Genomic DNA, 25,611 nt, shown 5'->3' on the forward strand with positions numbered 1-25,611 from the left:
CCGTGGCTTTTAATATTGCCAGTTCACCCCACACACATAGTCGACGCAGTACCAGCGATATTATGCGAACAGTGATTATCTGCTCGGCCTTAGGTGTCGCCGCCCAATGGTTCTTCTTTGGCTGGGGTGTTCTGATCCAGGTTCTGCTGGCATCGATTGTGGCTATCGCTTCTGAAGCGGTTATTTTGAAATTACGCCAACGACCAGCCCTCCCGTATCTTCGTGATAACAGTGCGCTTCTTACCGGTGTACTGCTGGGGATTTCGATTCCGCCACTAGCCCCTTGGTGGATCACCGTGATCGGGGTTGTCTTTGCGATTATCGTCGCCAAACACTTATATGGCGGCCTAGGACAGAATCTATTCAATCCGGCGATGGTTGCCTATGTGGTCTTACTGATCTCATTCCCGGTACAAATGACGACTTGGCTGCCGCCATCCTCACTCAGCGCCGAGCCAGTTTCACTGCTTGATAGCCTTTATGCGGTGTTCACTGGCTTTACCCAAGATGGCTTCAGTGTCCACCAACTACGCATGTCCGTAGATGGCATTACCATGGCGACCCCGCTAGATACATTGAAAACATCATTAACGACTGGCCACACCACTACCGAAACGTTGACAAGCCCAATCTTCGGTTCAATTGCTGGTGTCGGCTGGGAGTGGGTTAACATTGGCTTCCTACTCGGAGGCCTAGCACTGTTGAAAATGCGCATTATTCAGTGGCAAATTCCGGCAGGTATGCTGGGGACGCTATTTGTGATCAGTACCGTTGCCTTCCTGTTCAACCCGGATGGCACGGCTTCGCCGATCATTCACTTGTTCTCTGGTGCTACCATGCTAGGGGCATTCTTTATTGCAACCGATCCGGTATCAGCCTCAACAACAGTTAAAGGCCGACTTGTTTTTGGTGCATTGATTGGCTTGCTAGTCTACTTGATCCGAACATGGGGCGGCTTCCCTGACGGTGTCGCGTTCGGCGTATTGCTGGCAAACATGTGTGTACCCCTGATCGACTATTACACGCGCCCACGTACTTACGGCCACTTATAGGAACAAGCATGCTGATTGCAATGAAGAAAAACGGCGGTGTACTGGCAGTGTTTGCCCTGCTGGCGACACTGCTAGTCTCTGTTACCCATTTGCTGACTGCTGGAAAGATTCAAGAGCAGCAACAAAAAGAACTGCTTAAAGTGCTGAACCAAGTTATTCCGGCCGAGAGCCATGATAACGAGCTATACAAAAGCTGCACGCTTATTACTAATGAGCAATATCTTGGGACTCCAGCACCGATGCCTGCCTATCTGGCAGAGAAAGAAGGTGAAATCTCGGGAGTTGCAATTGAAGCTATTGCTCCTGATGGTTACAACGGAGCGATTAAACTTATTGTAGGCCTCGATACTTCAGGGGCTGTCACTGGTGTACGTGTGCTAAGCCACAATGAAACACCAGGGCTTGGTGATAAAATTGATACCCGGATCACCGACTGGATTTACAGTTTTACCGGCAAAAAGCTTCAAGGTGAAAAAGATGCCAACTGGGCGGTACGCAAAGACGGTGGCAACTTTGACCAATTTACAGGGGCAACCATTACCCCCCGTGCTGTTGTAGGTGCTGTCAAAAATGTCTCACTTTACTACCAGCGCCACCAACAGGAACTGTTTAATCAACCTCTGGATTGTCAGGGCAACTCATGAGCATGAATAAAGAATTGATGAAGAATGGCCTGTGGAACAACAACCCAGCCATCGTTCAACTACTGGGGCTGTGCCCCCTATTAGCGGTTTCAGCAACAATAACCAATGCCCTCGGCCTTGGGCTCGCAACCACTGCGGTATTGGTTGGCTCAAACCTGATCGTTTCACTGGTGCGCCAATGGGTGCCGTCTGAAGTCCGTATTCCGGTTTTCGTAATGATAATTGCGGCATTGGTAACCTGTGTCCAGTTATTGATGAATGCCTTCACTTATGGGCTGTATCAATCATTGGGGATCTTTATTCCACTGATCGTTACCAACTGTATTATCATTGGCCGTGCAGAATCGTTCGCCTCCAAGAACGAACCTATCCCTGCAGTGCTTGATGGTCTGTGGATGGGAATGGGAATGACCTCAGCGCTGGTCGTACTTGGCGCGATGCGTGAAATCCTTGGCAACGGCACCTTATTCGATGGCGCCGATCGCCTGCTAGGAGACTGGGCAGCATCACTGCGAATTGAAGTCTTCAGCTTCGACAGCAACTTCTTGCTCGCAATGTTACCGCCAGGTGCCTTTATCGGCGTGGGCTTCATCATTGCACTGAAGAATGTCATTGATAAAAAACGCGAGCAGAAAATTGCTGATGCAGAAGCCAAGCCGACGATTGAACGTGCCCGGGTAACCTCTGCCAATTAACAACAAGATAATAAACCGCAGCTTAGCCTTATCACCTAACAGGCCGCTCAACCTGTATCTGGCCCTACACCAGATTGATGACTAGCTGCGGGATCAGCCAGAAATTGTGTTAGGAAGCAAACATGAACAATGAAAAACGCGTTCAGATCCTTGAGCGCCTACGGGCAGAAACCCCCCACCCGGAAACCGAACTGAACTGGAGCTCACCTTTCGAGCTGCTTATCGCGGTGCTTCTTTCTGCCCAGGCAACCGATGTCAGTGTCAACAAAGCCACCGATAAGCTCTATCCGGCAGCCAATACACCACAGGCAATGTTCGACCTGGGTGTCGATGGGGTTAAGGGATATATCAAAACCATCGGCCTGTTTAATTCCAAGGCTGAGAACGTCATCAAAACCTGCAAAATCCTACTGGAACAGCACGGTGGTGAAGTACCTGAGAGCCGCGAAGCCCTAGAAGCACTTCCAGGCGTTGGCCGCAAAACGGCAAATGTGGTTCTCAACACGGCCTTCGGCTGGCCAACCATTGCTGTCGATACCCATATCTACCGCGTATCAAACCGAACCAAGTTCGCAATGGGCAAGAATGTTGATCAGGTCGAGCAGAAGCTACTGAAGGTCGTCCCTAAAGAATTCAAGGTCGATGTGCACCATTGGCTGATCTTGCACGGCCGCTATACCTGCGTCGCCCGCAAGCCCCGTTGTGGCAGCTGCATTATTGAAGATCTTTGTGAATTCAAAGACAAAGTTTACCCAGACGAGTAGCATCAATTAACCGGGGCCATCGATATCGGTGGCCTTTTTAATTACTGGTGAATAACAGATATTTATCAAAGTTATGATGAGTAATAATTTCCTATTTTAACTTTCGACACCTATCCTATCGTTTATTCAAAATGACACAACACCGGAGGCACTATGGCAAACGGACGCATTCTTCATACTATGTTACGCGTGGGCGATCTTGATCGCTCCATTCAGTTTTACACCGACATTATGGGCATGCAGCTACTGCGAAAGCATGATAATGAAGCCTATCAATATACTCTTGCTTTTGTCGGCTACGGCGATGAATCAGAAGGTGCCGTCATCGAGCTGACCTATAACTGGGGAACAACAAAGTATGAAATGGGAGATGCTTTTGGCCACATCGCCATTGGTGTTGCAGACATCTATACAACCTGCGATGCCATTAAAGCAGCCGGTGGCAATGTCACCCGTGAACCTGGGCCGGTAAAAGGCGGGAAAACACATATTGCATTTGTCACCGATCCGGATGGCTACAAAATCGAGCTAATCCAACGCAGTTAACTAGAGCCAATCAAACGGAAAGCAAAGCCTGTCCTAACAGGCTTTGCTTTAATCAAGTCAATAACATCTACTCCACTTTACCGAAGTACTCCGTTACAGTAGCGCGATATTCATTGTCTTTAATGGGATCATTAAATTCAATCGAATAGAAAGGCATTACGCTATCTTTCAACTTCTCAGCAATTTGCAGCTCAAGGTTTTCGACACTCACCGTACTGGTCACTTCATAGGTATCAGCTCGATTAAGCTCCATTTCATCAGCTTGCTCTAGCGAGATCTGCTTCGCCGCAACCTCACTGGCCAACTCTTCCTTTACTTTCGTGGCCTCACTATCTATCACCGAATCATCAGCAACAACCAAGCCCGCACTGAACATTAGTATCAACAGAAGCTTTTTCATAACCACCGCCCTTCTTATTAGTATGGCTTTTTCTATCTACCCATCTCAATTTAGTCTTTCCGGTAGTTGCTTCAGTAACAAAAGTAAGAATGCCGAGTAGCACCATAAAATTCAGGGTTGATGGCCTGGTGGCATGTTGTCGATTGGCGGCAAGTCGAGCATATCAACATCAGTAACCAGTGCGAACTAATCGCCAAGTTCCGCCTTCACTGATCTCGAAATTGACTCAGAACTGACTCAGAACTAAAACCAGGGGTGGCAATAGAAGCGAGATACAAACAGTATCTCGCCCTCTTCACTATTTCACCTTCGCGAAATATTCGGTCACAATCGCCTGGTAATTATTATCATCACTTCGAGGAACGATATACACCACCGAATAATAAGCAGGTGTACGATACTTTAGTCTTTTAGCTATTTGATCATCGAGCCGGGCCATATCTTCGGTACTGTAAACCACATAATAGTCAGCTTTATTGAGGCCCATATTCTCAGCCTGGGATCGTGTCACCTGTAAAGATCCACCTTCACTCGCATCAGGCATAGCATATTCATTAGACGCAAACGCCGAACCTGCGGCGAACAATAAAATGAGAAGAAGATTTTTCATAGTGAAATACTCTTTCTTAATCGCTCAATTTTACTGTAGCCGCTTTAAAAATCGCTCTAGCGTCAAAAATAAGACAAAAGGTCAAATATGAGAAGCGGGAAGCCTTCCTTAGGCTCTAAATAATCGTTCGACCCAACGAAATAACAACCCGTCGGTTCTGGTTACGTCCGATAGGGGTTGAGTTATCGGCAATTGGACGACGCTTACCGTAAGCCTCTACCTGAATGCGGTTTTTCGGCAGCCCCATTGCCATGAAGTACTCTTCCAGTTTCCTTGCCCGGCGCTCTGACAACGCCTGGTTAACGTTTTTTCCCCCTCGGGAGTCGGTATATGTCGCCACAAGCACTAGATCCACATCATCACTGTAGCGGACAAAATCGGAAATCTGGGCCAGGCGCTGGCGCGATGCTTTATTCAGTTCGTCACTATCTTGATCATAATGCAGTACCGTAAAGGCGATATCATCAAAACTGTATGGCAGTAAGTTGTCCAAACATTGGCTAAATTGCTGGTAAGGAGCCTGGAATGAAACGGCAGATAACCCGACTTCGATCAGCTTATTACGGTGCTGCCAGTCCTGGTAACTCAGCGTCGGATAGCGCCCACTTTCGAGCTCTGTCAGCATCGCCCAAGCCATTTGCCCACCAATATAACCATCAAACTGTTTGAAGAACGTAATTTTGGTGATCGGCTCAGCCGCATCACCCGGCATCCAGCGAGGAGGCATAGACACTAAACTAACATTGCGGGTTTCCCCCATGGGGCGGCGCATTTTAAGCTCGAAATCAAGGTTGATTTTCTTGCTTGCCCGGGAAATAAACTGCGCTTCACCATAATTAGGGATGGTATGAAGCATACGGCATTCCAGCGGCGTATCGACGGCGACTTTCCAGCTTGATTGCGCTGGCGTGGCCACATATTGCTTGCTTGCCATTACCGGGCTGCTTGCCGCCGCAGCCACCAGCAATGATGCCGTCAGGCATAATGATGTTGTTTTGTTGCCCATAATCTTGTTACCAGCTCAATCGTGATGCTGCCTATTGTATCGGATCTTACAGAAAAATCTTTAGCCTCCTGCGCCATTGGTATTTAAGGTTTAGCTCCAGTTATGAATCTGACATAATGCCCTCTTCATTTTTATCAGCCGCAGTGTTATGAGCCAAGATAACGAACTAAACACCTTAAAAAGTCGCTTTCGCGGCTACTTTCCCGTCGTCATTGATGTTGAAACAGCAGGCTTTAATGCTAAAACCGATGCTCTGCTCGAGATCTGTGCTGTCACCCTGCAGATGGATGAAGATGGCTGGCTAAAACCCGCTACTACGATCCATTATCATGTTACGCCATTTGAAGGCGCAGTGATTCATAAAGAAGCATTGGAGTTCAACGGGATCCGTGATCCGTTCAGCCAACTTCGTGGTGCCGTTTCTGAAGAAACAGCACTAAAAGAAATCTACAAACAAATCCGCAAAGAACAAAAAGCAGCAGGCTGTTCACGCGCCATCATGGTTGCCCACAACGCTAATTTTGACCACAGTTTCGTAATGGCCGCTTCTGAGCGAGCCAGGCTAAAGCGCAACCCATTCCATCCATTTGCGACATTCGATACTGCTGCACTAAGTGGCCTGGCGTTCGGCCAAACCGTTTTGGCAAAAGCCTGTAGCACCGCTGGTATCGCGTTTGATAACAAAGAAGCCCACTCTGCACTCTACGATACCGAAAGAACGGCTGAACTATTTTGTGAGATTGTTAACAAATGGAAGAAATTAGGTGGCTGGCCACTTTTAGCCCCTCAAACAGAAGAAAGTGAAGTGTCTTAAAAATTAAACACCCAAAACTCATCAGACCTCCTATGAGCCCAGTGTTTCTGGGCTTTTAGAATCATCTTTTCAAACGCCCAGTTAATTTTAAACGCACGTTTTAAACACGAATTAATTAAATACCGTTCAATTAGCCATATGCAACAAAAACAACGTGTTACACGTGGGTTAACATTTCATATTTTCATCCTTATACTGCCTAATACTGTTTCATATTGCTTCAGATTGATTCTATGGAAGACTGCCAAAGCATGCATAATCACTTCATGTCATATTGATATTTAGTCGCTATGCCAGAGCAACATGCCTTGTTCTGAATGCTTATGCATAGGCTCTGTTTTATCTGACGCTTAATGAAACCGTACTCATATATCTTTTTCCTTCACGGAATGAAGAACAAGAAGCAAAGAATCAGAGAGGCAAAAATAATAATGTCCAAAAAAATAACACTAACCGCCGTGGCCGTTGCGGCAGCATTAATGTCAATTAATGCCAATGCAGCTGGCTTTCAGGTAAACGAACATTCTGCGTCTGGCTTAGGTAGAGCGTTCTCCGGTGAAGCTGCGGTTGCAGATAATGCCGCCGTACTGTCACGTAATCCCGCAGCAATGACCCTTTTCAAAACAGCAGAGTTTTCTGGTGCAATAAGTCTTGTCGACCCAGATATAGATATTCACGATAGTACTTTCAAATCAGAAGAAAATGACATAGGTCAGACGGCACATGATGTCGCTCCATTAGCTATTGTTCCCGCGGCTTATTACATTCACCCTATCAACGATCGTGTTGCTGTTGGGCTGGCACTTTTTTCCAGTTATGGCGTTGCCACTGAGTACCCGGCAGATTTTAATGCAGGCTCCTCGGCTGGTGAAACCTCGCTGGTAACATTCAACTTTAATCCCAATATCGCCTATCGCATCAATGAACACTTCAGCATTGGTGGTGGTTTCAGCCTCGTCTACGGCGATGCTGAACTGACTCGCTTTCTAGGGAGTCTGGGTGAACCAGCGGGAAGCGAGGCAAGTGGTAGCACCATCAAGATGGAAGGGGATACCACAGGCTGGGGCTGGAACATTGGCGCACTCTATGAAATCAACGACAGCAACCGTTTTGGCCTGAGCTATCGTTCGCAAGTTGACCTGGACTTTGATGGCGACTTCACCGATTACACCGGCCAAATCACTGGAACACCGAATAATACCGTTCCCGGCTCTCTCTCTGTCGTGCTACCAGCCATTGCAGAATTCTCTGCCTATCACGAGCTAAATAGCCAGTGGGCAGTTCACTATGGTATTCAGTGGATTCAATACAGCAAGTTTGAAGAGCTTCGTGGTACCGGTGACCAATGTACCCCTGGCTATGACGGCCAAGCTGGCGTCTGCCTCCTGAAAGACGAGGATTATGACGATAACTCTCGTTACTCCCTTGGAGCAACCTATACCCTAAATCCAGAATGGACCTTCCGGGCTGGTTTTGCCTTTGATGAGCAGGCAGGCAAGGCCACCTTAAGTATCCCTGACACTGATCGCTACTGGTACTCAGCAGGCCTCACCTATACCTACAGCCCAGGCATGTCGTTTGACCTTGGTCTGACCTATATAGACAGTAAAACGAGCACCTTCGAAGAAGATGGCGGTACCTTTACGTCTACAGGTGGTGCCTACATCAGTGCCGCACAAATCAATTACAAATTTTTATAATTCAGCAGCACCTTCAGTCTGCAATATGATTTGAAAGGTAGGGATTTAGTATGAAAAAGAATATCTTAGCGGTGCTTATTGCATCAAGCATTGGCTTGTACGGTTGTGGTGACGAAAAAGGACTCTCCGGCAATCCTACGATTGATCCAACCATTGAAAAGAGTTTAAAAGCGGAAACAAAAATCAAGTTTGACATTATTTCGGATTCCGACAACCCAGTCATAGTTACCCCAACGTTCCTGGCAATGGATTCTACCGATGGTACTTTGAGTGTTGAGGGAAGTATTGGCAGTGATAAATACTCAACTAACCTCCAAGACCCTCTAACGGCTATGGGCAAAACCGATGGCTGGAGTACGACTCAACCAATTAGTATCGAGTTTATAGGTAACAATTTAGATTCAGATACTGCAGCAAAAGGCTTCTACCTGATTGAATCTAATGATCCAACAGCTGGTACATCTACAGTAACACCTAAGCAATTAACCGCGGCTAATGGCGACTTTACGGTTTCTGCATCAGGTACAACGCTTACTGTTGTTCTACAAAAACCATTGAAGCCCGCCAGCAACTATATGTTTGCTATCACTGATGATCTGAAAGATGTAAAAGGCAACAGTGTGGGAATGACAGGTTCTTATGCAGTGTTAAAGTCAACATCCACACCACCATCAGAAGCGCTTATTCCCGCCCAGACAATCGTTCATGCATCAGAAAAGCAACTTAGCACTACAGGTGTAAATGCTGACAGCATTATATTCTCAAGCTGGTTTACAACTGCTTCCGTGGGTAGTTCGCTCAGCATCACCAAGGCGGTGATTGCGAAAACTATCGAAGCAGTAAAAGCGGGCGGTACACCAGACCTCATCTGGAAAGGTGAATCAAATCCGAACGGTCTTGATTTAAGCAAACTGTATTCGATAGATCTTCCAGTGACTGGTGTTGATTTAGAAGGTGTTGATTTAGCAGATGCCATTGATGCTGATCTGATCTTAACCAATGTTGTGAAAAGCGTTGCTGACCCGGATGGCTCACTATCAAAAGCTGCACTAAAACAGGCTTATGCTAATTTACCATTCAAAATTACTGTTTATAAAGGCACCGTGAACCTGCCTTACTTCCTCAGCGACGATACGACCGATGAAGCATGGAAAAAAACACCGTGGGAGAGTGCTGTTCCTAGCCTAGCAAAAATCAGCAATGTGATGAAAAATGGCTCCGATGCTGACAAAGCAGCACTGGCACAGTCCCTACCGGGCGTTGATATTGCCAAGCTATTGACCGGCGATACCACAGAAATGTTTGACCTGATCGGACTTGAAGGCAAAATGGCCAATGGGAGCCAACTTGACTCAGAACGCCTAATCACCAAGTACAGCCCGTTACCAAAGATCAAATCAGTTGCCAAAGTACCAGTACTGATATTTATGCCTGAAAGCAATGTCGCCTCGACCCCAGGTGCGATGATCTACCAGCATGGTATTACATCAGTTAAGGAAACCTCTTATCTATTTGCTGCCAACCATATGGGCATGGCAGTACAAGCTGGTCAGACCCCTTCTGCTGTGATTGCCATCGACCATCCACTGCATGGTGAGCGAGCACTGACTGATGGTACAGTAACCACGATGACAACTCCTGATGTATATATGAACCTGGAGTATCTCAATGTGGGCCGAGATAACATTCGCCAAAGCATTATCGACGATCTGGGTGTACGTACCTCACTGACCATCATGAAAGGCTCTGCGCACCCTGTACTTAACAAGATTGACATTGCAAAAGTCAGTTTCTTCGGCCACTCAATGGGGGCAATCACAGGTATTGGCACCTATGGCTTGGCTAATAAGACCTTAGGCTCAGCCGAAGCAGATGCATTGTTTACGTTCAGCTCTGGTGCCTTCGCCAATCCGGGCGGTGGTATCCCATCTCTGCTATTAGAGTCAGCAGCATTTGGCCCAACTATCAAGCACTCACTAATGCTAGGTTCGGGTGATGCTACCTACGAATCAGTTTGTGGTTCTGCATTAATTGGCTCAACATGTTTCACCAATTTTTTCAATAGCTTGGATTCAGCAACACAAGCCGAAATTAATGGTGTATTCAGTACCTTTGCCTATGCGGCACAAACAGTAATGGACACTGTCGATCCGTATAACTTGGCATCTGGTGTTGAAGGACCGGTATATCTGATGCAAGCATTTGATGATCAGGTGGTACCGAATCAAACTACCACTTTCAGCGTTATGGGTGGTACTGAGCCTCTGATTAAACAGCTAGGTTTGAGCGATCTAACTGGCTACGATAGTAATGTTGATAATCAAATCAATCATGTGGCACGCTTCAACACATTATCAGAAGCGAGCCATAGTTCTGCTATCGCACCACAAAAAAGCGACAACTCGGACCTACCGACGACAGTTAGTATCCAAACGCAAATTGCTACTTTCACTGCAACTCAAGGTCAGAGTATCACTGTTTCGGATCCAACCTTGATTCAATAACTATCAGAGCATTTAATAAGAAAGGCTAGCCGGGAGGCTAGCCTTTCTTTTATCAAATTAACTGAAAACAAATTACAAATCATCGGTATGCGCAGACAGGTACTTAGCCACCCCTTCCGGAGAGGCATCCATCCCTTCTTTACCTTTTTCCCACTGTGCCGGGCACACTTCACCGTTCTTTTCGTGGAACTGCAATGCATCTACCATTCGCAGCATCTCATCGATATTACGGCCTAGAGGCAGATCATTAACCACCTGGTGGCGAACCACACCTTCTTTGTCAATCAAGAACGAGCCACGGAACGCCACGCCAGCTTCAGGGTGTTCGACATCATAAGCCTGGCAAATTTCATGTTTCGTATCGGCAATCAATGGATACTGGACCGGACCAATACCGCCATCATCAACCGCGGTATTACGCCATGCGTTATGAGAGAACTGTGAATCGATAGATACCCCGATCACTTCCACCCCTTTGGCTTGGAAATCGGCAAAACGCTTGTCAAAAGCGATCAGCTCTGAGGGGCATACAAAAGTAAAATCCAACGGATAAAAGAAGATAACGGCGGCTTTTCCCTGGATCTGCTGTTTCAAATTAAACTGATCAACAATCTCACCATTGCCAAGTACTGCCGCAGCAGTAAAGTCAGGGGCAGGACGACCAACTAGTACACTCATAACAAACTCCATTTAGTGAATACCCGGCCAAACAATAATTGGCCTTGTATTGCTTTCGATAATTAGCTCTAACATATTGTTATAGCTAACGGTTATACATAGCGTTCATTGCAGGAACAGTATAGGCACTGCGTAATGACAAGGCTGAGACATTGGGCAGAAAAAATAAAATACCCTACCAGCATCACTTTTTTCTCGACATGTCGTAAAATTTCAGCAAACTGAATGGTTTTGAGCAAAACAGCCAAAAATAATAATAAACTTTACAAATATGACATAACACAACGGATGGATCTTAGTTTTATGAACCCAGTAGTTATTTCGGTATGCGTCATGCTTGTCCTCGCATTAATGCGGGTCAATGTTGTTGTAGCGCTTACCTTCAGTGCCATTTTAGGTGGCCTTATCGGCGGGATGCCCCTGGCAGAAACCGTTTCCGCATTTGAAGGCGGTTTAGGTGGCGGGGCAACGACCGCACTGAGCTATGCCATGCTAGGTACGTTTGCCGTCGCGATTTCGCGCTCGGGCATCACAGATGTACTGGCACAAAAAGTCATCAAACGTATCAGCGGTCATGAAAATGCGGCGGCTGCAACGGGTGTGAAATATTCCGTTCTTATCATTTTAGTGCTTCTTGCCATCTCTTCTCAGAACGCCATTCCGGTTCATATCGCGTTTATTCCGATTGTGATCCCACCCCTGCTGCATGTGTTTGCAAAACTGAAACTGGATCGTCGCCTGATTGCCTGCGTGCTGACCTTTGGCCTGGTAACTCCTTACATGGTGCTACCAGTGGGCTTTGGCGGTATTTTCCTTAACAATATTTTGCTGAAAAACCTGCATGACAATGGCTTGGATGTGACTGCAGGCCAAGTACCATATGCGATGCTGCTTCCTGCCCTAGGCATGATTTTCGGCCTGCTTGTTGCCACCTTCTTTAGCTACCGCAAGCCTCGCGAGTACTCTGAAGAGAAAATACTAGCCAGCGAGCCAGAACATGCTGAAATCAACATGCAGCATGTCTATATTGCTGTCGGTGCGATTATTGCGGCGCTAGGTGCCCAGCTGTATAGCGGCTCTATGATTATCGGCGGCCTGATAGGTTTTATGGTGTTCACCTTCGGTGGTGTGATCAAGTGGAAAGAAACCCACGATGTGTTCACCAAAGGTGTTCACATGATGGCTATGATTGGTTTTATCATGATTGCCGCGGCGGGTTTTGCTTCTGTGATGAAAGCCACCGGCGGGGTTGAAACCCTGGTGAGCTCTCTGGCTGATGTTATTGGCGACAATAAACCGTTGGCAGCCCTTCTTATGCTGGTTGTCGGCCTATTAGTTACTATGGGGATTGGTTCTTCTTTCTCGACCATCCCAATTCTGGCAACTATCTATGTTCCGCTATGCCTAACTTTCGGCTTCTCACCACTGGCCACCGTTGCGCTAGTAGGTACCGCTGCTGCACTGGGTGATGCAGGCTCTCCAGCCTCTGACTCAACCTTGGGCCCAACAGCCGGCCTGAATGCCGACGGTCAGCATGAACACGTCTGGGAAACGGTAGTGCCGACTTTCATCCACTACAACCTGCCTCTGATTGCCTTTGGCTGGTTGGCCTCGATGATCCTGTAGTTTAACAACTGCAAATCTGTACTAAAAAAGACCGCTAAAGCGGTCTTTTTTATTGTTTCGCCGAAATTACATTCACAAATGCTAGTTAATGCAAAATATAATCAATAAATTTCATATCGTGCATTTTCTAAACTATAGTTGATTCATACGGATACGTGTTTTTCGTGATGGAGCTACTATATGGAAATACTTGCTCAATCCACTTACCTGATCATCGACGACAGTAATATTATTCAAAGTGCCACCCGGGCTCTATTAATGAAGCTCGGGGTACCGATGAATAACATTATAAGTACTGCCAGTGCCAAGGGCGCTATAGAAGCCTGCAACAAGCAAAAATTCGATATTCTGCTTATCGACCATAACCTTGGAACAGGCAGCACCGGGTTACAATTGCTTGAATTTTTGCGCCATAAAGATGTGCTCAAGCAACAAACACTGGTTTTTATTGTTACCGGCAATGACAGCCAAGATGTTTTCCTGGGCTATTCCCAGCTCGAACCCGATGGTTACCTGATCAAACCCATCCGCTCAGAAGACATCATCAAGCGGGTCTCTTCCGGTCTGTTACGGCGCGAGTTTTGCCAAAGCCTCGAGCAAGCTTTCAACAAGAACGGCCTGGCGGAAGTAAAACCACTCTTTGCCACAGCGCCAGATACCATGGCTCTCAAGAACGGTATTCTTCATATTGTCAGTCTACTTTGCGAACACCAGCAATATGATGAAGCCCAGGCTATGCTATCGGGTTTGCTTCAATTGCATAATCACTTGCCAGCAAAGATCAAGCAGGTTGAAATATTACTGAGCAAGCAACAACACCAAGCCGCACTCCAGCAGATCAATGCATTGATTGAAGAGAACAAGTTTAATGTCCGCCTTTTAAACCTCAAGACTGATGTCTGCATTGAAGCAGAACGGTGGCCCGACGCCGAGGAAACGATTCAACGCGCATTGCAATTACATAACAGTAGCATTGAGCAAACCCTCAACATGGCCTGGCTGCATATTGCCAGCCGTGACTTCGAGAAAGCTATCCCCTACCTATTGCAGGTTGCCAATTTACTCCCCTATTCCATGTGGGACAGCTCAGGCCGACGGGGATTGGCTATTTATGCCGACATGTACAATGCCGATAAAGACACCCTGAAAAGTTGGCGTGCAGATACAGCGTGGTACCGAATAAGCAAAGGTAACCAAAACAACGTCACCTCCAAAGCCTCCCAAAAAGTACTTCAAGCGCTGCGCTTTATACATGCCGATCATAAAGAGCAAGGCTCTGAACTATTAGATCAGATACTTGAAAAAGACGTTACAGACTTTGAAACTGGCTTCCTGATTTGCATGGGGTATCGAGATCTTGGACGAGGCGAAGCACTTGCCCAAATACAACAATGGCTAGGAAGTCTAATAACACCAGCAACAATATCCAGCTCCCTTTCTCGGCTACAGTCTATCGCCCTGAAGGAATGGGTAGATACCAACGAACCATCTCTAACGGTGACAGACTAAAGACCATTGCTTTACAAGGATGTGAGGAATGATAACTGATATGATTCATCGCGGGTGCCAATACCTGATCGTAGCCTGCTACCTGTTCTTGGCTTTGGCAATCCCTGCACAGGCAGATCCTGCTCTTTCTCGCTCCCCTGTTACCGACAAGCCTCACCTTCGGGTCGGTCTCCCTGGGTTCAGTTTTCCTCCCTATATCTACATTACCAAGAAAGCATCTCCCCAGGCAGCCACGGAAGTGGAGACAACAGATGGCAGGCAGATAGATGGATTGTTGATTGAGGTACTCAACCAGGTTTCTAAACATGCCAATTTTACCTATGAAATCAACCTCTTCCAGACCTATGACGATGTCATTACCGCTTTTAAAGCCAATAAGCTGGATCTTCTTCCTGGTGTAACCTCAACAATTAGCCGCCAGCAGTACATGGCATTCAGCGAGCCGATGTTTTCTATTCGACGTGCAGTGATCACCAAAGAAAAACCCATCAATCAATTTCAGGAATTATATGGCAAGCAAATTGCGATTGAGCAAGGATTTGCACTGCAAGAGTTGCTACCGATTCTAATGCCGAATATTTCCCAGCTACCAGTCACGGACAGTCGCCACGCGATTGAAGCTATCCAACTGGAAAAAGCCGATGGCTATATCGGGGATGCTGTCGTCTTGTCCGATTTGCTCCGTCAGCATAATGACCCATCACTCGAACTGTCGATTCTACCCGGCCTACCCACCAATCACTTACACTTTGCCACCCAGAAAGGTAAACACAAGCTACTCAGCCGGATCAATTTCGCCCTGGAAGACATTAAAACCCAAAGCCTGAAAGCCATCTACAACCAATGGCTGAATCCTGGGCAAATCAATATGTTCACCAATTACGGACAGCTACGGCTAAGCCCAGAGGAACGAAGCTGGCTGGATAAACACCCTTATATTACTATTGGCGTTCACCAGAAATGGGCTCCTTACGACTTCCTTAATGCCGATAAGAACCACTCCGGCCTAACGGCGGATTTACTCAATATCCTCAGTAACGAGCTTGGGGTAAAATTTCAGGTCAGCAGCAAGAAACAGTACTCAAAAACTAACCAGGCTTTCCTCGATGGTAAACTTATGATGCTTTCAGCCCTGCCGCAAACGCCAGCGCAGGACAAACTGATGTATTTCTCAGACCCATATATCCGAGAACCCTGGGTACTGTTCGCCCCCGCAGAAGAGGGGATAGATACTCTATTTTCCAACAACAAGCTAAAAGTCGGTATCATTGCTGACACGTCAGGATCGGAGCTATTGCCACATATCTGTACTAACTGTTCGTCCGTCTCCTACATCAATCAAGTTTCTGCCTTCCAGGCCTTACAAAAAGAAGAAGTAGACCGGGTTCTGACCTCGCTGCACCATGCCTCGCCATTGCTCCAATCTGACTATCTCGGCCAGTTTAAAATGGTCGGCCAGATCGAAGAAAAAAACCTCGTTCCCCTGCATTTTGCCATCAACTTCCGCCAACCGATCCTGCTCAATATCATCAATAAAGCCATTAGCTCTATCCCGCCAGAAGAGCTTATTCGGCTGGAAAACAAATGGCTGACCTTTGAATACCAGGAAGGGTTAGCACCGAAGGAAGTCGCCAAATGGGCAGGAGTGATCACATTAATCGCACTTGCCGTTATTATCACCATTATCTGTTGGAACAGGAAAATGGCCGCCGAAATGTTGCAGCGAAAAACGGCGGAGAAACGGGCAAAGCATGCCGAACGGCGCCTGCAGCACCTTGCTGACAACCTCGATGGCGTCGTTTTGCAACATATTCAGCCCGATCCGGAGAAACCACTAAAAATCCACTACACCTTCGTCAGCGCCGGGGTTAAAGAGCTATTGGGTATCTCAACCACTTCAATCAAGAAACGCCCTGAACTGCTGCTAGATTTACTCGATAATATTGATATTCCTGAACTCAAACAAAGTATGCGCCAGGCAACAGAGCTGGGGCACTGGGACAGGGAACAGAAACTCAAATACCACCTGGGCCAACTTAAGTGGGTACAATTTAAAAGCCGCATTACTCCCCACGAGGACGGGGGATTTTACTGGAATACGGTCGTCACCGATATTTCCCTCCTTAAACAACACCAGCTGGCACTTGAGTATGCCCGGCAAAAAGCAGAAACCGCCACAGCTGCAAAATCACAATTTCTCGCCACCATCAGCCATGAAGTCCGTACACCGATCAGTGGGATCCTCGGGCTACTAGAGCTGATGGCCGACCAGCCTCTCAACGAAGAGTTAATTAACCTTCATGGCGGCTTAACCCAATCGGCGAAGAATATGCTCCATATCGTCAATGATGTGCTCGACTATTCAAAAATAGAAGCCGGAAAACTGGAGCTTACCCCTACCAATATTGAACTTGGCAAAGTACTGACACGTATCATTCAACCCCAGTCAATCCATGCCCAGCAAAAGAACCTGGCCTTCCAGTATTGGCAGGATCCAGCCTTGGCTGACTGGTACTTTGCTGATGATATTCGACTTCATCAAATTTTGAACAACTTCTTGAACAATGCGATCAAGTTTACCGAGCAGGGTACTATCAGCCTGAATGTCGATGTGCTTAAAGAGCATGACTCAGATAGGCACCCCAGGCAGCAAACTATCCGCTTCACCATCAGCGATACCGGGATCGGCATATCACCCGAACAACAGGAAACCCTGTTTAAACCCTTTGAGCAGGCAGATAACAGTACCAGCCGGCGTTTTGGTGGCACAGGCCTCGGACTCGCCATTGCCCGTAAACTCATCGAACAGATGCATGGAACCATCAACCTCAACAGCCAGTTGGGGAAAGGCAGCGAGTTCAGTGTTACCGTTACACTGCCGCTTGGCGAGCCAGATCCTGAGCTCGCACTGTCACAGCAGCCTAGCATGACAGAAATCCCCCTAGCGCCCCTTAGCGGCAACAGCCTGATCATTGGTTATTTCATTCAGCGAGAAGCTCTGTGCCGCTATCTTCAGCACTTGGGTCTTGAGCCATCGATGCTGGCGATAGACCACCTTCAGCAACTGAAAAATGAAGCCAATAAGCGCCAGCCCAGCCATATTTTTATCGCAATGGCAATTTGGCAGCAGCTACAACTCGGTGATCAATGGCTTGAAGAGCACTTGCCGAACACCAAAGTCATTATCATCAACCAGAACCCGATGCTCTCCCCCGAGCCCATAGGGCAACAGTGGTGCCTCTCGGTTAATCCGCTATTACCCGATAACCTCAAGCATGTACTCACTAAGCCTGTCAGTGAAATACAACCTGATCTCATTGATCATGTGGTCGCTGATAGCATGACAGAGAGCCGGGGATCGGCCGAGGAGCACGGTCGATTGATCCTCGTTGCCGAAGATCACCCGATTAACCAACAAGTCATCTCTAAGCAACTGAAAAAAATAGGCATCCATGCTGATATCGTGGAAAATGGCGTATTAGCACTGGAAGCCATGCAACATCACAGCTATGGATTGCTACTCACTGACTGCCATATGCCGGAGATGGATGGATATACGCTATCGGCCACCATCCGCCAGCAAGAGCGCCGTGTCAGTGAAGCCGAGCATCGCGACAACCTGACAAGTAAAGAGCTAAACAGCCAATTCGGCCCTACCCTCACACATTCCTATCAGCAAAAACACACAGTAAAAACCGTCAAGGGGAGCCCAGCAACAGGTCTACCAATTATCGCGCTGACAGCCAATGCCATCCAAGGAGAAGACAATCACTGCTACGAAATGGGAATGAGTGACTTCCTCGTCAAACCTGTCTCTCTCACCAAGCTCCAACAAGTTCTCTGGAGTTGGCTAAATACCGACAAACCTGAACAGGCAGAAGCAGATCACAAAGACGAGCGACAGGGCGCGCAAGAAAACAACGCTAATGAGTTTCTTGATCTATTCAGCGCCATTGAGGAGCAGCTTAACAACAATACGGCTCAAGAAAGACCTGAACGATCATTTCCGCAGGAAGTGTCAGAGAAACACAATCCACCTTCCGTGCTGGACAAGCAAAAAATTCTGTTGCTGTTTGAAGACAAGGATGTAGTTAATAACCTAGTGGCGGAATTTAAGCAAAACCACCAGCAGGATTTCAAGCAGCTCAAACAGGCAATCAACGAGGACAATCAGGAGCAAATTTATACCATTGCCCATCGAATGAAAGGTGCATCACAGATGTTGGAGTGTGACGTGCTGGCAGAGCCTCTGGAGACCATAGAAAGAGAAGCAGGCCAAGGTCAGTTTAGCAGCGACTGCGTAGCCTACGCCTCCTTGCAATCACTCACCTCTCAGCTCTTGGAGGAAAGCACTGAATCCTCTGCATCATAGAGCCGCTCCGCTATACCGCGATGCGACCTCATTCATGCTAATGGGAGGCTAAACATCGCTACGTTCTATAATACGCTGCAACCGAGGGCGACTGATTTTAAGTATTTCACAGGCGCGCCCTTTATGCCCTTCAACGCTTTCCAATATCCGGATGACATGTTGATACTCGATATCCTGCAAGCTTTGAGCTGCCACTACAGTAGCTTCAGATGGCATGGCCCCCACGTCAGGATCAATATCATCAAATAAATCCAGCGTCAGAATATCCCCAGGACATAACGCCACGGCCTTGGTTAATACGTTTTCCAACTCTCGCACATTCCCCGGCCAATCATAAGCGCACAAGGTCGCCATCGCATCTTGTGCCACTTTGTTCACCTTGGTGCCCAATTCTCGGTTTGCTCGTGCCAGCAAGGCCGGGATCAAGTCGTTCAAATCTTCCCGCCGCTCCCTCAGGGGAGGCAGGTGAATACGGACAACCTGCAGCCGGTAAAACAAATCTTCACGAAACGTTTTGTCTTTAATCGCCTGTTCAAAATTAAGGTTGGTTGCTGTGATAATGCGTGCATTGGTCTTGCTAGCACGCTTGCTTCCTAACGGAGTAAACTCTTTTTCCTGTAAGACACGGAGCAATTTCGCCTGGATCGGCTGGGCTAGCTCTCCTACTTCATCCAAAAACAACGTACCGTCATTCGCCAACTCAAACTTACCCTGTTGATCAGCAACTGCACCGGTAAAAGCACCTTTCTTGTGGCCGAACATTTCTGACTCCAGCAAGGTTTCTACTAATGCTGCGCAGTTAATCGCCACGAAAGGTGAGCCATCAGGCCTACCCGCTTGATGGATCGCTCTGGCCACCATCTCTTTGCCCGTACCGGACTCGCCAGTGATCATCACTGAAGCATTGGTTAACGCAACCCGGCCTATTGTTTTATAGATTTCCTTCATTGCATGGGAAGAGCCAACCATTGAATGGCCCAGGCAATCAGGGATCGCAACGGCTGGTTGCTGGCTCGACACTTGATACTGCAAGGCTGCCGCCACCGCAGTATCCAGCTCATCAAGATCGATAGGTTTATGAATATATTCATCGGCACCGCGCTGCATGGCTTCGATAGTACTTTCCATATCGTGGAAAGCCGTGATCATAATGACCCGTGCATCCGGGCACAGCGCCTTAAACTCCGCAATCCCCTCCAACCCGGACTTTCCTTCCATACGGATATCCAGCACTATCACATTAGGCTGAAAATGCTGGGCCACCGCCACTCCGTCATCAACACAATGGGCGATTTCAACGTCATGTCCCTGAGACTGAAAATGCAGCTGAAGTGTACGGCTGATCCCTTGATCATCATCGACAATTAACAACTTACTCATAGCAGCTTAATGGATTCCTTTATTATTGGTATATCTTGCCGGCGTAACCGGAAGTTGAATACGGGATCGCGTCCCCTGCCCAAAGCTGCCTTGTTGAATCAATGGCTTGAGGCTAATTTTTCCTTCATGGCAATCTATAATCCTTTTCACAATTGCCAGCCCTAACCCGGTACCTTTCGCCTTGGTAGTAAAAAAAGGTTCAAAGACTTTCTCCGTCAGGCACGGGTCAATCGCCGGCCCGTTATTGTCGATATCAACTAATAGCTGCGTTCCTACTTCTGTCATCATGATATTGGTTGCAACCTTCACACAGGGCGGCTGTTCTTCCGTCGACTCTGCGGCCTGAATAGCATTAACAATAATATTCTGCAGTGCCTGGCGCAGCTTCACCGGGTCGGCATACACTGTCGGTAAATTAGGCTGGAAGGAGATATCCAGCGCTACCCCTTTCTCTTTTGCCAGCTTCTGCTGGGTCAAAGTCACAAGCTCTACCAGCTTGTTGAGATCCTGCCATTCCGGCTTGAACTGATCCGGGCGTGAATAGGCCATTAAATCTTCAAGGATCGCTTCCATATACCGAACCTGATCAAGAGAAATGGCCGACAGTTCATCTTTCTCTTTGCGGGCATAGATCTGCAGTGCCATCTTAATGGAACTAAGCGGATTACGCAGATCATGGGCAATCATGTTAACCACTTTTCCCACCGCAGCCAGCTTCTCATGCTGGATCCGTTCACGCATTTGACGCTCAACCTCATCCGCCAAGCGTTTCTCTTCGGTGATATCCTGCTTGACTGCAACGTAATACAGCGCACGCCCTTCTACATTTTTCACCGGCGAAATTCTTGCCCGCTCCCAGAACATCTCACCATTTTTCTTCTTGTTATGAAACTCACCGCGCCACTCGTGGCCATCCTTCAATGCCAGCCACAGCTGCTGGTAACCGTCTTGGGGCATTTCCCCTGATTGCAGGAACTTGGGAGTGCGTCCCAACACCTCTTCCCTGTCGTAACCAGATAATTCGCAGAATACTGGGTTCACGTAAACAATCCGCCCGGATACATCTGTGATCATCACCGAGTTTTGGCTTTGTTCGACGGCATGGCTCAGGCGCTGCAACTCATCTCTTTCCATCTGCTGTTCTGTCACATCCTCACCGACAAATGTCACCGCATCCGCCTGCCCCTGATGGACACGGGAAAACGTCGATGTCCAGGAAAGGATATGGATTTCGCCCGACAAGCTTTGCACGACACCTTCGGCACGTGGCTGATCCATGCCTTGTTCCAGAGCCTGCGATAATGCTTCCGCCGCCTGGGTCTGAAGCTCTTTAGGCGTAAAGGTCTGTATCCAGTTTTTGCCAATCACCTCCTCGCGCCGATAACCCACAATGCTAAGGAAGAAGTCATTACAAAAAACCACCACACCTTCGGCGTTAACCGACACGGCAGCTAACTGAATGTTTTCCAGAGTATGGCGAAATTGCTGTTCATACCGCTGCTGCTGGCGCAACATCCTGGCCTGTATCCGATAACGGCTGAATATCACAGCAAGCAATGTCAGCAGTACAAACGCCGCGCTATACAGCCACAAGTAACTATCACTGAATGCGATACGGGCCAGGTTCATACGCTGCTTGGGAAAAACCGAAATAATTGTCCAATTTCCGTTGCTGGGCGTATCGGTTTGGGTAAAAGTGAAAAAGCTCTCACCCTGCTCTAGTTGCCCCACATGCTCTTGGTTAATAAGCGCCAATACCTGAGGGTCTACGGCACTATCGGTATTAAAACTGAATGCAGAATCACTGCTGGCTGTCGGCTGGATCACCGCGACGCCTTCCGGATTAAGAATAAACAGGTGTTGAATAAAGTTTGGCGAGATTGTCAGCAGTTTATCGATAAGCTGGCGGGCTTTGTAATTCAATACCACAACACCAATCCGCAGCTGGTTATGGTCAAACACCGGTACGCCAACCCGAATGGTCGGATTCAATGGCTGCTGGATCTCGCCATCCTCCACATTGAGATCCATCGGCGAAATATAGACTTTATCTATCGGTAACCCCATGCTGCGCTGAAAGTAATAACGGTGGGATTTGTTTTGCAGGTGTTGTTCATCTACCACCTGAATATGATTGTTTTCGTTGTTAACCCGAACAATCTCTTTGCCTGACGTATCAATAAAGCGGATTTGATCATAGCTAGATTGGTTACTGGCTACTTGAGTAAAATATTCGGTGAGGTTGGTCCGAAACTGCGAGGGGGGCATATTAGCTTGCTTGCCTACTATATAGGAGAGCAGCTTAGCATCTGATGACATACTGCTCAGGCTCTCATCGAGCACTTCCTCAATCAGCTCGACAATCACCCGCTCATTGTGCAGAGCATACTGCTGCTCGTTGTGAACACTGAGAAAGTAATGAACCAGCATCAAGCCCAAAATGGCCGCCCAGCCAGGGATAAGCCAAAGCAGCAACTCGGCATAGAACTGACGCTGTTTCACAAAGTGTCTTGGCTTATCCAGTCCGTTCATAGCAATCCTTTTATGTGAACGGTTCACTCGGCATAACAAAGGATTAATCACCGCAACCCAACATTGCAGCGATATATCAATAGGCCAAGATAATTCATACCTTACTGTTATTAATCACAATCATATCAAAGCCAATATTCGATAAATGGTTGGCATCCAATTTTCGTGACCAACAGCCTTACTTTAGCCGATACCCCAAGCGAGCAAGGCTTATGTCAGTAACCCACCCACCAGCTTGATGGCCAACGGCTGGCGATGGTCATCCAGTGAAGGAAGCTGGTGAGCTAACGAGGCCAGACACGTATCTTTGCAAGCAACTAGATACGGCGCAGCAATCTCATTCACTTCGCCATTGTTAATGGCTGCCGTTAACAGCACCTCAAGGTTAGGCTCAAGATCCGTGGCCGCCAGCAACTTCAATGCTAACTTGCGGATACCACCAGCAGGATCCTGTAGTGCCTTGACTAGAGCATTATTCAGCTCAGCACGGTCTTTTTGCCTCACAGGGTGCTGGGCAAGCTGCAGCTCTATCGCCATCAAGCTGCAGATACGGACATGCTCATGCGGATCTCGAACGCCCACCAGTAACAGCGGCAGTGCCTTACCCAGCGGCATCTTGGCTAAATAGCGTGTGGCAGCCTGCTTAGTTAAGTTGTCACCATGGTAAAGGACATTTGCCGCCGCCCCGATGGCATTTTTGATCTCCGGCGTTTTGATGCTATCGGCCAATCGTGCCAAGGCTCCAAATATCTCAATCTGCTCTGCAGGCTCTGCGCCCAACAAGGCTTCAATCAACAAAAGGACAGCATCAGCCTGCTGACTATTGCCCAATGCACGTAACGCGAGCTGTTTATTGCTCAGCTGAGGCAGTCTGGCGATTTTCTTACGGTTCAGCTCAAGCTTGTCGGAAGTATCGAAATGATCCCGAACGATCTCTGAGTAGTCAGTATAGTCACTCGGTAACTCCTCAATCATATCAAGGACATGTTGTTCGGGCTGTTGCTCTGTCTTTGGGCCATTAAGCATAGCTTCAACGTTGGTTTGCTGAATAGCGGCCAACGTCGAGGTCGGTGCTGCTGCAGGAGAATCATTTTCTGCCGAAGCGGCAAACTTCTCTTCGTGGGCTTCAAGCAGCTGTTCCAGGCCAACCTCCTCAGGCTCGGCGGCTTCACTGATTTGAACGTTATCATCTCCATCGAGCTGATTAACCGGGATCACATCCTCTTTTGCCGCCAGTCCCAAAATGAGCTCACGAAGATATTGCTTCTCGAGTGTTGATGGCGAAAGGGCCAGCAACTCTAACGCGGCCTGGCGCAGCACGGTATCTGTTTGCTCATCATTCACAATAAAATGCATTAGCGGGCAAACTGCGTTCGCAACCTCCTTATCTTTTTGAACAATGCGGGCGAGAAGGCGCATGAAATCAGTTCGCAAGTGCACAGGCAGGGTATTCCGTGCCGCTTGGCTCAGGCTACGTTGTACCGCTTGCTCAACAAAATCCTCTTCATCATTGTCCAGTGAGGCAAAGAACATAGCAGCGGCATAAACCACTTTGGGCTCCTCGTGATGGAGCAGATCGGCAACCCACTGTAATTGTACAGCTTCAGGTTGTTCGTTATGGGCAGCAATCAGTTCAAGAAGAAGCGGCAAAGCCGAATCAGAGGCCCGCTCTGCCAGCGAGAAAAGCTTAGACAGGGCCAGCTTATCCAAAGCCCCCATCACACCCAGTCCTTCCTTGGCAGCCTGCTGAACCCTCTGCTCAGCATCACACAGGCGCAGTACGATATCCCACTGATAGTCCCGGGCCTGGCGTTGGCACAGTACCGTCACCGCCAACCTGCGAATTTCAGCATCGTCATCGGATAACACTTTGAACAGTTGAATCGAGGCAATTTTGCTATCACTTTGAGCCAAGGCACGGATCAACTTGCGGCGTGTCATCAATCTGGCGTCTTGATAGCGGTCAACCAGCCACTGCGGCGACACCTGAGCAATCCCAAGATATAACGCCGACTCAAGCTCAGGCTCTGGTTCATCTTCTAACAACTGGAAAAAGAGCGCCGTGATCTCCTCGTCAGGACGCTTTGCCAATAGCTGTACCGCTTTTAACTGGATATCCCACCAATCATCCCAATCAGAGCTCAACCCCCAGTCATCCCCCTCAGGCCTGCCGCTGGCAAAATTAAGCAGAATGGTTTTAATACGGGCACCATCGTGCCTCTCGATAAGCATCGACAACGCTTCCAGAGCCGCCAGGCGTGCATCACTTTCCGGATGGTGAAGCGCGACATCTTCTAAGGCGTCAATGTCACCACCAGCAAGCTTTGCCAAGGCCTCTGCGGCATCAACCACCACATCCGGATCGGTATGGTACAAGCAGGCATTGAGGCTCGGGACGGCATCGGCCACCCCGGCCTTTCCTACTGCTTGCGCACTGTAGCAACGCTGAGCTTCGTCGCCTTGCTCCAGCAGTTGCAGTAATTGGTTAATTGCGAGCTGGTATCCACTGTTTGTTGTTGATTGTGATTCGTGGTTTGACATCTTTCTTCTCCACTCAGGCTAGCTGGGTATGTATCCATACGTTTACAGCTATCTAAGCAGGTTTCATGCCATGCCCAAGAACAAACCAAAAAACAACATAACCATTAAATATCAGTACGTTAGAATCAAGCCCACTCGTATTGTTCAAACCTGTTGTTATGCAATTGAACGTTTCGTTCACTTCCTGCCCAGTCAATTAAACGAAACGTTCAGTTTTTACTGTTGTGACGGGCGTCAA

The 25,611-nt window shown here is 47.9% G+C and carries 18 protein-coding genes; 11 read left to right on the forward strand and 7 right to left on the reverse strand.

Annotated features, from left to right (window positions below; all coding sequences use genetic code 11):
• The first annotated feature begins 2 nt into the window (after positions 1-2).
• From rsxD to gloA, 5 genes are all read left to right on the forward strand, one after another.
• Positions 3-1,052, forward strand: coding sequence for an electron transport complex subunit RsxD (gene rsxD / locus AC51G0_RS13340; RefSeq protein WP_496299056.1), 1,050 nt, complete (start codon positions 3-5; stop codon positions 1,050-1,052).
• An 8-nt stretch (positions 1,053-1,060) separates the two neighbouring features.
• The gene (rsxG, locus tag AC51G0_RS13345; protein ID WP_496299058.1) at positions 1,061-1,696 is read left to right on the forward strand and encodes an electron transport complex subunit RsxG; all 636 of its coding nucleotides are present in this window, start codon (positions 1,061-1,063) and stop codon (positions 1,694-1,696) included.
• Positions 1,693-2,391, forward strand: coding sequence for an electron transport complex subunit E (locus AC51G0_RS13350; RefSeq protein ID WP_496299060.1), 699 nt, complete (start codon positions 1,693-1,695; stop codon positions 2,389-2,391). Before rsxG ends, AC51G0_RS13350 begins: the two co-directional genes overlap by 4 nt.
• 122 nt (positions 2,392-2,513) lie before the next feature.
• Positions 2,514-3,155, forward strand: coding sequence for an endonuclease III (gene nth / locus AC51G0_RS13355; RefSeq protein WP_496299062.1), 642 nt, complete (start codon positions 2,514-2,516; stop codon positions 3,153-3,155).
• Positions 3,156-3,308: 153 nt separating this feature from the next.
• Positions 3,309-3,701, forward strand: coding sequence for a lactoylglutathione lyase (gene gloA, locus AC51G0_RS13360; RefSeq protein WP_496299064.1), 393 nt, complete (start codon positions 3,309-3,311; stop codon positions 3,699-3,701).
• A gap of 67 nt (positions 3,702-3,768) precedes the next feature.
• Here gloA and AC51G0_RS13365 read toward each other — a convergent pair whose 3' ends face one another.
• From AC51G0_RS13365 to motY, 3 genes are all read right to left on the reverse strand, one after another.
• On the reverse strand, positions 3,769-4,101 hold the full coding sequence (locus tag AC51G0_RS13365; protein ID WP_496299066.1) for a hypothetical protein: 333 nt from the start codon (positions 4,099-4,101) through the stop codon (positions 3,769-3,771).
• A gap of 298 nt (positions 4,102-4,399) precedes the next feature.
• Positions 4,400-4,711 carry a hypothetical protein gene (locus tag AC51G0_RS13370; protein ID WP_496299068.1) on the reverse strand — a complete coding sequence of 104 codons (312 nt, stop codon included), beginning with the start codon at positions 4,709-4,711 and terminating at the stop codon, positions 4,400-4,402.
• A gap of 115 nt (positions 4,712-4,826) precedes the next feature.
• A complete protein-coding gene (gene motY / locus AC51G0_RS13375) occupies positions 4,827-5,717 on the reverse strand; it encodes a flagellar protein MotY (RefSeq protein ID WP_496299069.1) in 891 nt (296 codons plus the stop codon).
• Positions 5,718-5,865: 148 nt separating this feature from the next.
• Here motY and rnt point away from each other — a divergent pair, with 148 nt between their 5' ends.
• From rnt to AC51G0_RS13390, 3 genes are all read left to right on the forward strand, one after another.
• The gene (gene rnt, locus AC51G0_RS13380) at positions 5,866-6,531 is read left to right on the forward strand and encodes a ribonuclease T (protein ID WP_496299070.1); all 666 of its coding nucleotides are present in this window, start codon (positions 5,866-5,868) and stop codon (positions 6,529-6,531) included.
• A 431-nt stretch (positions 6,532-6,962) separates the two neighbouring features.
• A complete protein-coding gene (locus AC51G0_RS13385) occupies positions 6,963-8,231 on the forward strand; it encodes a porin (protein WP_496299072.1) in 1,269 nt (422 codons plus the stop codon).
• Between the two features lie 50 nt (positions 8,232-8,281).
• Positions 8,282-10,735, forward strand: a complete 2,454-nt coding sequence (locus AC51G0_RS13390) for a VolA/Pla-1 family phospholipase (protein WP_496299073.1) — start codon at positions 8,282-8,284, stop codon at positions 10,733-10,735.
• A gap of 72 nt (positions 10,736-10,807) precedes the next feature.
• Here AC51G0_RS13390 and AC51G0_RS13395 read toward each other — a convergent pair whose 3' ends face one another.
• Positions 10,808-11,413, reverse strand: coding sequence for a peroxiredoxin C (locus AC51G0_RS13395; RefSeq protein ID WP_496299075.1), 606 nt, complete (start codon positions 11,411-11,413; stop codon positions 10,808-10,810).
• 303 nt (positions 11,414-11,716) lie between these two features.
• Between AC51G0_RS13395 and AC51G0_RS13400 the strand changes: the two genes are divergently transcribed.
• The 3 genes from AC51G0_RS13400 to AC51G0_RS13410 all read left to right on the forward strand — a co-directional run bounded on the left by AC51G0_RS13400 (position 11,717) and on the right by AC51G0_RS13410 (position 18,920).
• Positions 11,717-13,039, forward strand: coding sequence for a Na+/H+ antiporter family protein (locus tag AC51G0_RS13400; protein ID WP_496299076.1), 1,323 nt, complete (start codon positions 11,717-11,719; stop codon positions 13,037-13,039).
• A gap of 180 nt (positions 13,040-13,219) precedes the next feature.
• The gene (locus tag AC51G0_RS13405) at positions 13,220-14,548 is read left to right on the forward strand and encodes a response regulator (RefSeq protein WP_496299077.1); all 1,329 of its coding nucleotides are present in this window, start codon (positions 13,220-13,222) and stop codon (positions 14,546-14,548) included.
• 28 nt (positions 14,549-14,576) lie between these two features.
• Complete coding sequence (locus AC51G0_RS13410) at positions 14,577-18,920, forward strand: transporter substrate-binding domain-containing protein (protein ID WP_496299079.1); 4,344 nt, start codon at positions 14,577-14,579, stop codon at positions 18,918-18,920.
• Between the two features lie 48 nt (positions 18,921-18,968).
• Here the strand turns inward: AC51G0_RS13410 and AC51G0_RS13415 are convergent, their stop codons facing one another.
• The 3 genes from AC51G0_RS13415 to AC51G0_RS13425 all read right to left on the reverse strand — a co-directional run bounded on the left by AC51G0_RS13415 (position 18,969) and on the right by AC51G0_RS13425 (position 25,373).
• Positions 18,969-20,300, reverse strand: a complete 1,332-nt coding sequence (locus AC51G0_RS13415) for a sigma-54-dependent transcriptional regulator (RefSeq protein WP_496299081.1) — start codon at positions 20,298-20,300, stop codon at positions 18,969-18,971.
• Between the two features lie 6 nt (positions 20,301-20,306).
• Positions 20,307-22,832, reverse strand: coding sequence for a PAS domain S-box protein (locus AC51G0_RS13420; protein WP_496299082.1), 2,526 nt, complete (start codon positions 22,830-22,832; stop codon positions 20,307-20,309).
• 210 nt (positions 22,833-23,042) lie between these two features.
• Entirely contained in the window at positions 23,043-25,373 is a 2,331-nt protein-coding gene (locus tag AC51G0_RS13425; RefSeq protein ID WP_496299084.1) for a HEAT repeat domain-containing protein, read from the reverse strand.
• Positions 25,374-25,611 lie beyond the last annotated feature (238 nt).

Source organism: Photobacterium sp. HL06 (assembly GCF_059552575.1).